Here is a 13646-nt window from a genome sequence, read left to right as displayed (position 1 = left end):
AGGATGTCACAGTGAACCAGTCACCTCTCTATGCGGCCATAGATCTAGGCTCCAACAGCTTTCATATGCTGGTGGTGCGAGAGGTGGCCGGCGCTATCCGTACAGTCGCCAAGGTTAAACGCAAGGTTCGCCTGGCGGCGGGCCTGGATGCCAACAACAGTCTGAGCCATGAGGCCATGGCGCGGGGTTGGGACTGCTTGCGTCTGTTCGCCGAACAGTTGCAGGACGTGCCTAAAGAGAATACCCGTATCGTTGGCACCGCAACCCTACGTCTGGCGGAGAATGTCGCCGATTTCCTGATCGAAGCCGAGCGCATCCTGGGTCACCACATTGAGGTGATCAGCGGTGAAGATGAGGCGCGCACCATCTACCAGGGGGTCTCCTGGACCTCTAGCGGTGAAGGCAAGCGACTGGTCATCGACATAGGCGGCGCCAGTACCGAGCTGGTGATTGGCGAACAGAACGATGCCAAGCTACTCAACAGTCTGCATATGGGGTGTGTCACCTGGCTCAAACGCTATTTCAGCGATGGCCTGCTCAACGCCCATAACTTTGATGCGGCGATACTCGGCGCCAAAGCGATACTGGCTGATGTGCAACAAAGCTATGTGGATATGGGCTGGATCACCTGTGTCGGTGCCTCCGGTACTGTGCAGGCGCTGCAGGAGATCATGATTGCCCAGGGGCGTAGTGAGCGAGTCACCTTGCCCAAGCTGCTGGAGCTCAGGGCCCAGGCTGAGTTGTGCGGCCGTACCGAGCAACTGGCCCTGCAGGGCTTGGCGCCCGAACGGCTGACGGTGTTTCCGACCGGCCTCGCCATCCTCATCGCCATCTTCGAAACCCTCAAGATCGACAACATGACTCTGGCTGGCGGCGCCCTGCGCGAAGGCTTGATCTACGGCATGGTGGGACGTAAGCGAGATTGTGATGCGCGGGAACGTACCGCCGAGAGTCTGATCACCCGCTACCAGCTGGATCGTGAACAGGCGGAGCGAGTGCGCAATGTGGTGCTGACGGCTTTCGTTCAGCTCAAGGCCGCTTGGCATCTGAGCGAGCAGTATGGGCGGCCTATGCTGCGCTGGGCTGCCATGCTCTACGAGCTAGGCTTGTGCATCGAGTACAAGAAGGCGCCCCAGCATGCGGCCTACATCATAGATAACATCGACATGCCGGGCTTCACTCCAGCCCAGAAGCAGCTGTTGTCGGCGCTGCTGTTAAATCAGCGTGATGATTTTAAACTGGATGCCCTGGAGCGCCAGAATGCGGTCTCCATGAATCAGGCCTGTCATCTGGCTCGCCTGCTGCGTCTGGCGATTATCCTCTGCATGCGCCGCACCGAAGGCACAGTGCCCGAGTTTCGCTTTGAGGCGGACGAGGATAAGCTCACCATCTGGCTACCCCAAGGGTGGCAGCAGGGCCATTACCTGCGTGCCTCGGAGTTGCAGGAAGAGGCTAAGCGACAGACCCTGATGGGTTGGCCGACCCGGATAGTCGAAGAGTAACCCTTTAGAATACCAAGGAGCCGAAAGGCTCTTTTTTAATGCCAGTTGCAGCGCGAATTAGAGTAAAAACGTATGAGGTGGCTGATGAGGTGGCTGATGAGTTGGCAGATGGGTGCTCAAGGTGGTGAATCATCATGGTGCCAGAGGGCTATTTTGGTGCAAAACGGCTTGTCTGCTGACCAGATCGGTAATTAATCATAAATCTAGCTGTCACAAAGGGCGTGTAATATACGCTCTGGATTGGATTTTCCTTTGGTCTCTCGGTAGCCTGATCTATTTCAACTAATTGATTGATAATGTTTTTTTTGACAATCCTGATCGGGCTGCAGAAAAGATGATCATGGCAATCAAAAAGTTGAGGAAAATTTGACAGAAGTCAGTAAAATTGGCATCAACCATGAATGTGGTATCAGTCGTGGTGGTTCTAAAGTGCTGGTAAGTGTTGACGCTTTAGACAAGAAGTGGCTTAGCAAAGCCAATAGAATTAGTAGCTGATCGGCTGCTGGTGCGAGAAGCTAGGAAGCCTAGCGCGGTACAGCCGGTTAACATTATGCAGAGAATCACCTGGCCAAAAGCCAACAGGGAGCAACAAATGAGCAAAGGATTGAATAACTGGCTTTCCGCCATCGCAATGTCGAGCATGTTGTTTGCTGGTGCTGCTAGCGCCAAGAGCTATACCTTGGCTGAGAGTCAGGGCAAAGGGTTTGCCGTAAACGCCAAAAGTGCTGTGACTATCCAGATTGCCAACGCCAATCTGGCGGATCTGGTCATAGGCTTTGATGCGACGACCACTAGCACTCCCGGCCGTTTGCTTTATACCCTCTTCTCCGAGCCGGATGGTTCCCAAGTCTTCTCTGATGGCATGACTGGTGCGGGCTCTTTCAGCCGCAGTGGGAAAAACAGTGCCAACATGCTGCGCCTGCAGATCACCTCTAACGATAGCTACGCTTTGAACGGTATTCGTATCAGCGGAGCTAACATCAATGACGTGACCGTGATTGGGGATGTCATCGTCTCCAATAATGTCACCGTGAATGGCAATGTGACGCCTGCCGTACCCGAGCCAGAGAGTTATGCCCTGATGGGTGTGGGTCTGCTGGGGCTGCTGCTGTCACGTGCTCGTAACAGAAAACGGGTATCAATGAGTTCCCGTTTTGCTGTTTAAAATAAAAATAAGAATAAGATAAAAGATTATTTGGTGTTGATATGCGCTCAGGATGAGTATGGGTATTGGCACCGTAAAATAAACTAACCGAGAAAAATATTATATCTGCTCAAGATGGCTTAAAGGTATTTACTGCTGTTGCCTTCGAGTAAATAGATTTGGAGATAATTGTTATGAAAAAAATGGTTAAATGGGCGGCCTCAGTTGTGGTTGCGACTGCGCTGTTGGGTGGTAATGCTCAAGCTGCCGTATACAAGGCAGATGGTAACCTGGGTCAAAGCTTGCTCGTTACCCTGTTGGGTGGTGATAACGGTTCTTGGGTTAGCTTCGTGACTCAAGTTGTAGGCAAATTTACTCTCTCTACAACCGGTGATGCTGAGGCTGGAGCTACAGCCTTGAATAAGCCCAAGACCAAATACTACGTTACTGGTTCATCAGAAGAGGGCAGTTCTGTTAGCTACTTCTCCCTGATACCGACGGCAGGTTCTTCCATCACAGTAAATGCCAATGGCATCTCTGGTGAGAACTTCACCATTGCCGCTGTGCCTGAGCCAGAAACTTATGCCCTGATGGGTGTGGGTCTGCTGGGGCTGATGCTGGGCCGTCGTCGCAAGAGTGCTGTTCAGGCGATTGCCTGATAGGTTGAGTGGGTGCCGATTTAGCAGTATAAAAAAATTAAGCTGACGCACCCAGATTTGAGTAGTAGATGTAGGCATCGTTGCTTGTATAGCTGGTTAATATGGAGATTAACGCTATGAATAAATTAGTAAAATGGATGGCTGCCGTAGCCATGGTGAGTGTACTTTCAGGTGGTTCTGCTAACGCGGCACTCTATTCTGCCGATGGTAGCAAGGGTGAAAGTCTGGTCATTACACTGTTGTCTGGTTACTCCAAGTCCGTGCTGGACTTCACCGCGACCCTGCTGGGCCTGGGTGATTACACGCTGGAAGGGAATTCACTGAAGGCTTATGGTGTAGAAGCCGATGAAGATAATGCCTCTTTGCTGTCTGGTGTAGCTAAGCAGTTGAAGAGCAGCACCGGGACTTTGACCATCAAACCCAACGCGGGCACCACATTCCAACTCACCAACATTGTTAGCACCAATGGTGTTAGCAGCTTCACTGTGAACAAGGTTCTGCCTGCTGTGCCTGAGCCAGAAACTTATGCCCTGATGGGTGTGGGTCTGCTGGGTCTGCTGCTGGCACGTCGCCGCAAGAGTGCAACTGTTTCCTTCGCTTAAATTTGGCTTGTAAAAGGCCGAGTGCAAAATAGGAATAATGGCTGGTAGCAAATGAGAATATTCTTGTTGCTGACGACCATTATTCCTTTATTTTTATGCGGCTTATTTTTACAGAGCAAGATGAGATTGTGCTGAGATAAGTTCAGTCGAAAATATGAGTGAATGCCGAACATCACTATCTAGCACTCTCTATATTGTCTGTAGCAAAAAAAGAGATAACCTGATCCCCGTTACCCATTTTATTATTCACGCTGAGTCTTGAGGTATTGGATTTGCGACAATTAGAGAAACATAAAGGGCAATACCCTTATTGCCTTGCGGTAGCTATGGGGTTGTCCCTGATTTCTCTGCATGCCCAGGCTCACTACGATGAGACCGACCATTTTAAGGCGCTGGCCTCACTCTCTACCCTGCATGACGACAACGTGTTTCGTCTGGCCGATGGTCAAAGCAGTGGCGATCTGAGTCGTAGCGACACCATCTACACCCCTACCTTGCGTGCCCTGTACGACAACACCTTTTCGCGGCAGCAAGTGTCGCTGGATGCCTCTATCTTCCAGCCCCATTATCAGAACAACAGCGAAATGCAGTATACCGGGCATGACACCTCAGTTCGCTGGAACGGTGCAGTGGGGGAGCTCTGGCATCCGCAGTTAGGCTACGAAAACAGCCAAAATCTTGCCTCGTTCGAAGATGTCGCCTTGGGCGTGAAAGACATGATCAATGAGCAGATCTTTTCGGGTGGCGTGGCGTATGGGGGTGAGCGCAACGGTAAGGCGCTGTTTGATGCCAGCCGTAAAGAGAAGTATCACGACACTCAGCGTTATCTCAACCTGGTCGATCAGGGGTTTGGTGTGGCGGGTGGCTGGATAACAGATAAGGGCACCCAGGGCACTCTGCGCTACGACAATCGAGATATCCATTTTACCGAGCCACTACAACAAGTGCTCAGTCGCGACTACAGCCAAAACAAGCTCAAGCTCGGCACCCTGTGGCCTGTGACGCCTAAGGTGAATCTGGGGGCCAGTATCGGGCGTATCGCCTGGCAATTTGATGCCAATGGCAGCCATAGCAGTGACTTTTTTGGTGGGGCCGATGCAAGTTGGCAATACAGTGAAAAGTTGCGACTCAGCACGGCATATAATCGTGATGCCGATGATCCTGGGGCTAATCTGCGGCTGAGTATGACCAATGCCTATAACCTGCAGGCCGATTGGCGTATGACAACCAAGCTGGGTTGGAATGCCTCCTGGAAGCGACGCAAGACCAGCTATGGCGTGGTGGAGAACTCCCGGTTACCCCAACAGAATGATACGACAGACAGCTATCGTCTGGGGTTGGGCTGGAGCCCGCGCGACTTCTTCAGCAGTAATCTCTTCGTGCAAAGTGAGGAGCGCAGTAGCAATCTCTCCTTCAATGGCTACCAAGACGAGCAAATCGGTCTGGATCTTCAATTCAAATACTAACAGGACAGGATATGAACGATATTGCATCGCTTCCCCATGTTCAGCCTGCGAATGGGCAGCAGGAGAGGGAGTCACAAGCAGCGGCGAGTCATTATGAGCTGATGACGCCCACCATGGCGACCCGACTGGGCGAGATGGAGAAGATCGCTCCACTGACTACCCTGTTCAAATCTTTTATCGATCCCATTGTGGTGGTCGCCAGCCTCTACCTGTTGCATTTCTTCTTCGAGGTGACCTTTAGCGGCCCGGAAGTCATTTTGGCGGCCATGGCCTTTTTGCTGACCATCATCTTTATGGATGGGGCCTTCTTGTTTCTGCCGGGAAGTTTTCGCTCCTGGCAGGGGCTCGGCAGCTTCATCGGCAGTTGGCTCTTCATTGTCCTGAGCCTGGGTCTCATCGGCTATGTCAGTGGCATAGCCGAGTACTTCTACCCCCCCTATATTCTCACCTGGTTTGTCGCTGCGCCCATGGCCCTGCTGTTGACCCATACCGGGGTAAAAAGCCTGCTGTTGCCATCCCTGTTCAAGGCCAAACGCCGGCGAGTAGCCATAGTCGGTGCCAACCAGGCAGGTCAGGCCCTGCGGGCGCGGATCTGCGGCAACCCCTATCTGAATATGGAGTTTGTGGGTTTCTTTGATGATCGCGAGTTGAATCGTCTGGAGGGGATTACCCAAGCGGATCTGCTCTGCACGCTCAACCAGATGCCGGAGTATATAGCGCAAAATGATATCAATCGAGTCTATATCTCCCTGCCCATGTCGTCACAACCCCGGGTGATGAAGCTGCTGGATGAGCTGCAAGACAGCACGGCCTCCATTTATTTCGTCCCCGACTTCTTTATCTTCGATATGATACAAGCTCATGTGGATCACGTGGCGGGCATCCCGGTGGTTTGCATCTGCGAGTCACCTTTCCGCGGTATCAAAGCTGTGATCAAACGCGCTTCGGATGTGGTCTTTGGCCTGATGATTCTGGCGCTGATCTGGCCCATCATGCTGGCGACCGCGGTGGCGGTAAAAGTGACCTCGCCTGGCCCTGTGATCTTCAAGCAGCGGCGTTATGGTGCTGATGGCAAGAGCATCATGGTCTATAAGTTCCGCTCCATGACGGTGATGGAAGATGGCGCCAAGGTGACTCAGGCGCAGCAAAATGATCAGCGCTTCACCCCCATAGGCGGTTTCTTGCGCAAGAGCTCGCTGGATGAACTGCCCCAGTTCCTGAATGTGCTGGAAGGTTCCATGAGCATAGTAGGGCCGCGCCCCCATGCTAACGCCCACAACGAGTACTATCGCAAGTTGATCAAGGGCTACATGATTCGTCACAAGGTGCGGCCTGGCATCACAGGTTGGGCCCAGGTAAATGGCTGTCGCGGTGAAACCGACACCCTGGACAAGATGGAAAAACGGGTACAGTTTGATCTGGATTACCTGCGCCACTGGTCACTTTTTATGGACATCAAGATCATCTTCATGACCGTCTATCAGGTGATCAAGCGGGAAGGCAACGCCTACTAGCCCCTTCAACCACCTCCTTGGCAGGGTGAGGAGTAGATTTTCTCCCTCCCCTTTTTTCAAGGAGGGCTGGGGTGGGGTTAGGCTCTTGAGCTCTAGAAGCCAGAGTCACCCCCTCCCGGCCACCCCCTGGCAGGGTGAGGAGCAGCATTTCTCCCTCCCCTTTTTTTCAAGGGGAGGGCTGGGGTGGGGTTAGGCTCTTGAGCTCTAGAAGCCAGAGCACCCCCTCCCGGCCTCCCCCTTAGCAGGGGGAGGAGCAGCATTTCTCCCTCCCCTTTTTTTCAAGGGGAGGGTTGGGGTGGGGTTAGGCTCTGGAGCTCTAGAAGCCAGAGTCACCCCCTCCCGGCCACCCCCTGGCAGGGTGAGGAGCAGCATTTCTCCCTCCCCTTTTTTTCAAGGGGAGGGCTGGGGTGGGGTTAGGCTCTTGAGCTCTAGAAGCCAGAGCACCCCCTCCCGGCCTCCCCCTTAGCAGGGGGAGGAGCAGCATTTCTCCTCCCTTTTTTTCAAGGGGAGGGCTGGGGGCTCTATTTAATTTGATCGAGCGTTTGCTTAATGTTGGCCAATACTGCATCGATTTCGTGAGCAATTTGCGGGTTGGTGAATCTGAGAACAATCAGATTCAGTGAGTTAAGATATCGGTCTCTGGTTTGATCGGCATCTTGCGCTTCAGGTGTGAAATGACTTTCTCCATCAATCTCTATGACCAAACGCTTGGATGGGCAGTAAAAGTCGACAATGTAGCAACCGATGCCATGTTGACGACGGAATTTGACATCAAGCTGTTGTTTATTAAGACGGTGCCAAAGAATTTTCTCTGGGTTTGTTATGTTGCCACGCAGCTGTTGGCGGAAACCAATTAGAGTTTTTGGATTAAAAATATTGCCCATCGGTCGTGCACTTCAAATCGATGATGATGTAGAAAGTTTAGGCGACCTTCGGGACTAGGTGACTGACATTGTTACCGTTACCCCTCCGGCCCCCCCTCTTGGCAGGGGGAGGAGCAGCATTTCTCCCTCCCCTTTTTTCAAGGGGAGGGTTGGGGTGGGGTTAGGCTCTTGAGCTCTAGAAGCCAGAGCCACCCCCTCCCTGCCTCCCCCTTAGCAGGGGGAGGAGCGGCATTTCTCCTCCCGTTTTTAGCGGGGGGTTAACGAATTTAAAAACAAATTGATACCAACAGAGTTGAGAGCGAATGACTATGCATAAGAAAAAAGTGATGACCACTAGGACACTGCTGAGTGCTGCGCTTGTCATGGCGTTGGCCTTGACGGGCTGTGGTGATGATAAGGCTAGCTCGCCGAGCCAGGTGTTGGCGCGGGTGAATGGCAAAGAGATCACAGTGCTGCAGCTCAACTATCTGTTGGCGCAAAACCAGAACCTGCCCAAGGCCCAGCAACGCAGCAAGCAAGCCCTGCTGGATGAGCTGATCCAGCAGGAGCTGCTGGTGCAACTGGCGACCGAGAAGAAGCTGGATCGCAACCCCAATGTGCTGCAGGCCATGGAGTTTGCCAAGCGCCAGGTACTGGCCCAGGCTGCTGCAGGTCAAGAGATGGCCTCAATCAAGGATCCTTCAGAGACTGACCTGAAGGCGTTCTACCAGGCTAATCCTCATCTGTTCGCCGAGCGTCAGGTGTATGCCTTGGCGGCCTTCCTGGTCAAGGCCGATGCCCTGACGCCAGAGACGGCGACCGCCTTGAATAGCTCCAGTACTGATGAACAGACAGCCAGCATACTCAAAGAGCACGGCGTCAACTTTACCAGCACTCGTACCTCTACCCCGGCTGAAGCCCTGCCGGAAGCCGTGGTCAAGCAACTCACCCAGATGCAGTTGGGCGACATAGTGCAAGTCAAAGAGGCGGGCAACATAGTGATGATGCAGCTTAAAGGGCGCACTGCGGCCCCCATGAGCTATGAGCAGTCGCGTTCTGCCATTTTGCAGCATCTCAAGCAGGGCAAGTTGCAGAGTGAAGGCAGCAGCAAGCTCGAACAGTTGAAGCAGAAGGCCAAACTTGAGTATCTGCAAAAGTTTGATGAAGGCACAGCGGCTAAAGTGGAAAGCCCAGCGGCCTCTGCGGCTCAAAGTAGCCAAGCCGCGGGTGATGATCATCTGAAGTCTGGTTTGAAGGGGCTGAAATAATGGTGAAGAAATGGTTGTTACTCATCGGCTGCCTGGCGGCCAGCGTGGCACTGCAGGCGGCACCGACGCCAGCGAACCGCTATACCCTGGGTGCCGGTGATGTCATCAAGGTTGCGGTCTATGACCACCCGGACATGCAGTTTGAAGCCGAGATCACCGATGACGGCACCCTGAGCGTACCGCTTATCAAGCGGGTCAAGCTGGCGGGTCTCACCTTTAGTCAGGCCGAAAATGAAATCGCCAAACGGCTGGAGCAGGGCGGCTATGTGCAGGATGCCCACGTCAACATACTGATCACCGGTTACCGCAGTCAGCTGGTCTCGGTCATTGGTGAGGTGAATCGTCCAGGTCGCTATCGCCTGGAGGGGGAAACCTCGCTGGTGACCATGCTGGCCAATGCCGGCGGCGTCGCGGCGGCGGGGGGCGATATCGTCTACCTGCTGCGGGATGGCAAGCAGCAGCAGTTATATCTGCCTTCGCTCATCCAGGAGGGTAACCCGGTCGTCAATATGATGCTCAAGTCTGGTGACCAGCTCTATGTGCCGCGCTTCAAGCAGGTGTTTGTCTACGGTGAAGTCAACCGCCCAGGCTCCTATCGCCTGGAGCCAGGTATGACTGTGATGCAGGCGCTGGCCCAGGCCGGTGGCTTTGGTCCCAAGGCCGACAAGAGTGGTATCGAGCTGCAGCGCAAAGCCAAGAATGGCGAGCTGGAGAAAAAAGAGGTCGAGCTGACCCATTCCCTACAGGCCGAAGATGTGATCTTCGTGACTGAAAGCCTGTTCTAACGGAGCCTTGACCATGAGTTTTCAACAATTCCTGCAGATCCTTAAAGCCCGCCGCATCGCCCTCTTGGCGGTGCTGTTTACCGTGGTGCTCACCGCGCTGGGGGTTTCGTTACTGCTACCCAAGCAGTATACCGCCGAAGCCTCCATCGCCATTGATACCGGCAAGCTCGATCCGCTCAGCAATATGCCCATGTCGGGGCAGCTGATCCCGGGCTACCTGGCCACTCAGGTGGATATCCTCACCAGCCATGAGACCGCCCGTAAGGTGGTGGAGTTGCTGAAACTGGATCAATTCGCCGAGGCCCAGCAGCAGTTTGCTGAAGACCAAAAAGGTAAGGGCGATATTCGCGATTGGTTGGCGGATAGTGTTCTCAAAGGGTTGGATGTGAAACCCTCCCGCGAGAGCAACGTGATTAATCTGACCTATACCTCGCCGGATCCTGCCTTCGCCTCGACCCTGGCCAATACCTTTATTGATGCCTATAAGGCGCTGATCATCCAGATCCGCTCCGGCTCGGCGCAACAGAACAGCATCTTCTTCCAGCAACAACTGAAAACGGTGCAGGGCAAGCTGGAGCAGGCCCAGGTGCGCCTCTCTGACTTCCAACAGGCCCAGGGCATAGTGGCCACCGATGAGCGGCTGGATATCGAGACCCAGCGTCTGGCCGATATCTCCACTCAACTGGTGAATGCCCAGGCCCAGAGTTTCGATGCGGAATCCCGTGCCCGCAGCGATAGCAAGGATGTGGCGCCAGATGTGCTGAATAACCCGCTGATCCAGCAGCTCAAGGCTCAGGTGGCGCAGCAGGAGGCCAAGTTCAAGCTGTTAGCCTCCAAAGAGGGCCCCAATCACCCGCTCTATAAGCAGGCTCAGGCCGAGCTGAGCTCTACCCGTCAGCAACTGAGCGCCCTGATCCGTCAGTACACCAAGGGGCTGGATAATACTGCCGATAACGCTCAACTGCGTCAGGCCAGCCTGCAACAGGCGCTAGCCGAGCAGAAAGCCAAGGTGCTGGAGCTCAAGGCTCAACGCTCCAAGCTGGATATACTGCAGCGCGATGTAGACTCAGCCCAACGAGTCTATGAAGTGGCCATGCAGAAGCTCTCTGAAGCCGCCATGGAGAGTAACTCAGATGCTACCAACGTGGCTGTGCTCAAGGCGGCACCAGAGCCGAGCAACCCTTCGAAGCCTAAGGTGTTGATCAATCTGATCCTGGCCTGCTTCTTGGGTTCCCTGCTAGGGGTGGGGTTTGCACTGCTGCTGGAGTTGCAGGATCGCCGCATTCGCTCCACCGCCGATATCGAGCAACTGTTGCAGATACCGGTGCTGGCCGATCTCAGCGGTCACTACAGCGCCAAAGCCATCAAGCCCGCCGCAAGCAGCCATCTGGCCCCTACTGTCTAAAGAGGATCGCAACATGTCGCAACAAGATGTCATCGAAGCGCCGACTCAGGTAGGCAAGATTGGTCGTGTGCTGCTGGAGAGTGGTCGACTCACCGAGCAGCAGGCGGAAAAAGTATTGCTGCGCCAGCAGGAGCGCAAGATCCGCTTCGGCGAGGCCGCTATTGAATTGGGTTATATCAAGGAGGCAGACATTCAGTTTGCCCTGGCCCGCCAGTTCTCTTACGCCTATCTACAACCGGGGGATGGCTTGGTCTCTGAGCAGGTGGTGGCGGCTTACTACCCTTACACCCCCTATGTAGAGCGGCTGCGCAGCCTGCGCAGCCTGCTCAACCAGCGCTGGATCCAGCAAGGGCACAAGGCCCTGGTGCTGGTCAGCGATGAGGCGGGTAGCGGCTGTACCGAACTGGCGGCTAATCTGGCCGTGGTCTTCGCCCAACTGGGCGAGCGCACCCTGCTGATTGATGCGGATTTGCGGGATAGTCAGCAGCACCTGCTGTTCAAGTTGACCAACCGTCAGGGCTTGACCGATATTCTGGCCGATCGGGCTGATATTGGCTGCATCCACAAGATCAACCGCCTGCCGGGTCTTTCCGTGCTGACCAGCGGTACCCCGGCCCCTAACCCCCAGGAGCTGTTGGCGCGCCCCCAGTTCAAGCTCTTGCTGGATGAGCTGGAGCAGCACTTTGATGTGATCCTGATTGACTCGCCAGCTCTTGATAGTTGTGTTGATGCCCAAGTTATTGCAGCACCGGTCCACGGCGTCGTTTTAGTGGCAAACCAAAATGAAACTAAAACTAAAGGATTACAAGAGGCAATAGGTCAAATAAGAAACACGGGATCTCAGATCTTGGGTTGTGTGTTAAATAACCATTAAAGGCTCTATATGGCTCAGAATCCAATGCTGGCTAACATAAATGTGAACCGATGGTCGGTCCATCATGGGCTACTATTGCTAGGTATTCTGAGCCTAGTTATTCCATCAATTTTACAACTAGATAAAGAGTTGTGGAATTCTGTGGATCAAGACCATGGTCCCATCTTATTGGCTGTGTTTGCTTGGCTATTATGGCGTGAAATACCTGATTTATTAGGCATGCCCACACGAGGTTCATTAGGCGGCTGGATTATGATCACTCCAGCACTTTTACTCTATGTGGTTGGACACTCACAGAAAATACTACCGGTAGAGGTGTTTGCATATATTCCACTTACTGTCGGGTGGATAGTCTTATATAAGGGGTGGACAGGGGTATGCAAAGTTAAATTTGTCTTGTTTTTCATGCTGTTTCTAATCCCATTGCCAGGGGTTGTAGTCGATGCATTGACCAATGAGCTAAAACAAGGTGTTTCGGCAGTAGCTGAACAATTGCTGTATTATCTTGATTATCCAGTCGCACGCAGTGGTGTCACATTGACGGTAGGAAATTATCAGCTATTGGTGGCAGATGCGTGCTCTGGTTTGAATTCTCTTTTTAGCTTATTTGCTCTGGGTGTGATTTATTTGTATTTGCAGCAATACAAATCGTTACTTCATAATTTTATATTGATAGTTTTTATTCCTCCAGTCGCCATACTGGCAAATATCATGCGTGTTATAGTGCTAGTTCTTGTGACTTATCACTTAGGTTCGGCAGCAGGGCAAGGTTTTATTCATGGTGTGGCGGGTATGTTCTTGTTCGTAATTGCCTTGTTGACGCTTTATTGTATTGATGCATTTTTGATTGTGTTGTTTTTTAAAAAAGTAAGCAGGAGATGATATGTTAAACACTAAAAGCTTACTGTTATCTTTAGTTATGATTTTATCCGCCATAGCAGCATATGCCATGCGGCCGCATGCACAGGGCCATGTCAGTATCGAAAAAAGCATATTAGAAAATAGCATTCCAAGGGAATTTGATGATTGGGTGGCTGAAGATGATAAATCCGGTCTAGTTGTTAATGGTGACGTACAGAAGCAACTTGATGATATATATAGTCAGGTATTGTCAAGAAGTTATATACATAAAAAAACCGGATATAGGATCATGCTATCAGTCTCTTATGGAGGAGAGCAAAGCCGGGCTCTACAGATCCATAGGCCCGAGGTGTGTTATGCGGCACAAGGCTTCCATATTTCAGATAAGAAAAAAACAACATTGGATATAGGTTCTACAAGAATACCGGTCATGGAAATGCTTGCCACATATGAAAACAGACACGAACCAGTCATCTACTGGGTAAGAATAGGTGATTCATTAGTCAGGGGAAATATAGAGCAGGGTTTGGCCAGAGTTCGCTATGGTTTACAAAGGCAGATACCAGATGGACTCCTATTTAGAATTTCAAGTATCGATACAGATTATGTGCAAGCGTCAGCTGAGCAAAAAAAGTTTATCTCGGAGTTGGTATCAAATTTAAGTGTAAAAGGTCGTCAGCTTATTCTTGGTAATAATTAATTG

The 13646-nt window shown here is 52.5% G+C and carries 13 protein-coding genes; 12 read left to right on the top strand and 1 reads right to left on the bottom strand.

What is annotated here, in order from left to right; all coding sequences use genetic code 11:
• Positions 1–11: 11 nt before the first annotated feature.
• The 6 genes from gppA (at position 12) to ACZYTD_RS07235 (ending at position 6887) form a co-directional block, all read left to right on the top strand.
• Positions 12–1502 (top strand): guanosine-5'-triphosphate,3'-diphosphate diphosphatase, encoded by a 1491-nt coding sequence (gene gppA, locus ACZYTD_RS07260; RefSeq protein WP_463890719.1) that lies wholly within the window; start codon positions 12–14, stop codon positions 1500–1502.
• 592 nt (positions 1503–2094) lie between these two features.
• On the top strand, positions 2095–2667 hold the full coding sequence (locus tag ACZYTD_RS07255; protein WP_463890717.1) for a PEP-CTERM sorting domain-containing protein: 573 nt from the start codon (positions 2095–2097) through the stop codon (positions 2665–2667).
• 173 nt (positions 2668–2840) lie between these two features.
• Positions 2841–3305 (top strand): PEP-CTERM sorting domain-containing protein, encoded by a 465-nt coding sequence (locus tag ACZYTD_RS07250; RefSeq protein WP_463890716.1) that lies wholly within the window; start codon positions 2841–2843, stop codon positions 3303–3305.
• A gap of 116 nt (positions 3306–3421) precedes the next feature.
• Positions 3422–3907 carry a PEP-CTERM sorting domain-containing protein gene (locus ACZYTD_RS07245; protein WP_463890714.1) on the top strand — a complete coding sequence of 162 codons (486 nt, stop codon included), beginning with the start codon at positions 3422–3424 and terminating at the stop codon, positions 3905–3907.
• A 332-nt stretch (positions 3908–4239) separates the two neighbouring features.
• On the top strand, positions 4240–5373 hold the full coding sequence (locus ACZYTD_RS07240; protein WP_463890712.1) for a hypothetical protein: 1134 nt from the start codon (positions 4240–4242) through the stop codon (positions 5371–5373).
• A gap of 11 nt (positions 5374–5384) precedes the next feature.
• A complete protein-coding gene (locus tag ACZYTD_RS07235; protein WP_463890710.1) occupies positions 5385–6887 on the top strand; it encodes an undecaprenyl-phosphate glucose phosphotransferase in 1503 nt (500 codons plus the stop codon).
• Between the two features lie 521 nt (positions 6888–7408).
• Here ACZYTD_RS07235 and ACZYTD_RS07230 read toward each other — a convergent pair.
• Positions 7409–7771 (bottom strand): endonuclease domain-containing protein, encoded by a 363-nt coding sequence (locus ACZYTD_RS07230; protein WP_463890708.1) that lies wholly within the window; start codon positions 7769–7771, stop codon positions 7409–7411.
• A 308-nt stretch (positions 7772–8079) separates the two neighbouring features.
• On the opposite strand from ACZYTD_RS07230, the gene ACZYTD_RS07225 reads away from it, so the two are divergent.
• Genes ACZYTD_RS07225 through epsI form a run of 6 tightly spaced genes read left to right on the top strand, consistent with a single transcriptional unit; the run spans position 8080 to position 13643 of the window.
• Positions 8080–9018, top strand: a complete 939-nt coding sequence (locus ACZYTD_RS07225; protein WP_463890706.1) for an EpsD family peptidyl-prolyl cis-trans isomerase — start codon at positions 8080–8082, stop codon at positions 9016–9018.
• Positions 9018–9803, top strand: coding sequence for an SLBB domain-containing protein (locus ACZYTD_RS07220; RefSeq protein WP_463890704.1), 786 nt, complete (start codon positions 9018–9020; stop codon positions 9801–9803). The genes ACZYTD_RS07225 and ACZYTD_RS07220 overlap by 1 nt, the downstream gene beginning before the upstream one ends.
• A gap of 13 nt (positions 9804–9816) precedes the next feature.
• Positions 9817–11208, top strand: a complete 1392-nt coding sequence (gene epsF, locus ACZYTD_RS07215; protein ID WP_463890702.1) for a chain length determinant protein EpsF — start codon at positions 9817–9819, stop codon at positions 11206–11208.
• 13 nt (positions 11209–11221) lie between these two features.
• A complete protein-coding gene (gene epsG / locus ACZYTD_RS07210; RefSeq protein WP_463890699.1) occupies positions 11222–12082 on the top strand; it encodes a chain length determinant protein tyrosine kinase EpsG in 861 nt (286 codons plus the stop codon).
• Between the two features lie 9 nt (positions 12083–12091).
• On the top strand, positions 12092–12964 hold the full coding sequence (gene xrtB / locus ACZYTD_RS07205; protein ID WP_463890696.1) for an exosortase B: 873 nt from the start codon (positions 12092–12094) through the stop codon (positions 12962–12964).
• A 1-nt stretch (position 12965) separates the two neighbouring features.
• A complete protein-coding gene (epsI, locus tag ACZYTD_RS07200) occupies positions 12966–13643 on the top strand; it encodes an exosortase-associated protein EpsI, B-type (RefSeq protein ID WP_463890694.1) in 678 nt (225 codons plus the stop codon).
• Positions 13644–13646: the final 3 nt, after the last annotated feature.

The sequence above is a fragment of the Pseudaeromonas sp. HNCC25DJ180 genome (assembly GCF_055413345.1).
The sequence above is the reverse complement of the archived record's forward strand: the minus strand, read 5'-3'. Positions and strand labels throughout refer to the sequence as shown.

What these genes read in the sequence shown, in the direction of transcription:
- ACZYTD_RS07250 (WP_463890716.1), top strand. Translation starts at nt 2,841, where the DNA reads ATGAAAAAAATGGTTAAATGGGCGGCCTCAGTTGTGGTTGCGACTGCG.
- epsF (WP_463890702.1), top strand. Translation starts at nt 9,817, where the DNA reads ATGAGTTTTCAACAATTCCTGCAGATCCTTAAAGCCCGCCGCATCGCC.
- ACZYTD_RS07255 (WP_463890717.1), top strand. Translation starts at nt 2,095, where the DNA reads ATGAGCAAAGGATTGAATAACTGGCTTTCCGCCATCGCAATGTCGAGC.
- ACZYTD_RS07245 (WP_463890714.1), top strand. Translation starts at nt 3,422, where the DNA reads ATGAATAAATTAGTAAAATGGATGGCTGCCGTAGCCATGGTGAGTGTA.
- ACZYTD_RS07225 (WP_463890706.1), top strand. Translation starts at nt 8,080, where the DNA reads ATGCATAAGAAAAAAGTGATGACCACTAGGACACTGCTGAGTGCTGCG.
- xrtB (WP_463890696.1), top strand. Translation starts at nt 12,092, where the DNA reads ATGGCTCAGAATCCAATGCTGGCTAACATAAATGTGAACCGATGGTCG.
- ACZYTD_RS07235 (WP_463890710.1), top strand. Translation starts at nt 5,385, where the DNA reads ATGAACGATATTGCATCGCTTCCCCATGTTCAGCCTGCGAATGGGCAG.
- epsI (WP_463890694.1), top strand. Translation starts at nt 12,966, where the DNA reads ATGTTAAACACTAAAAGCTTACTGTTATCTTTAGTTATGATTTTATCC.
- ACZYTD_RS07230 (WP_463890708.1), bottom strand. Translation starts at nt 7,771, where the DNA reads ATGGGCAATATTTTTAATCCAAAAACTCTAATTGGTTTCCGCCAACAG.
- ACZYTD_RS07220 (WP_463890704.1), top strand. Translation starts at nt 9,018, where the DNA reads ATGGTGAAGAAATGGTTGTTACTCATCGGCTGCCTGGCGGCCAGCGTG.
- epsG (WP_463890699.1), top strand. Translation starts at nt 11,222, where the DNA reads ATGTCGCAACAAGATGTCATCGAAGCGCCGACTCAGGTAGGCAAGATT.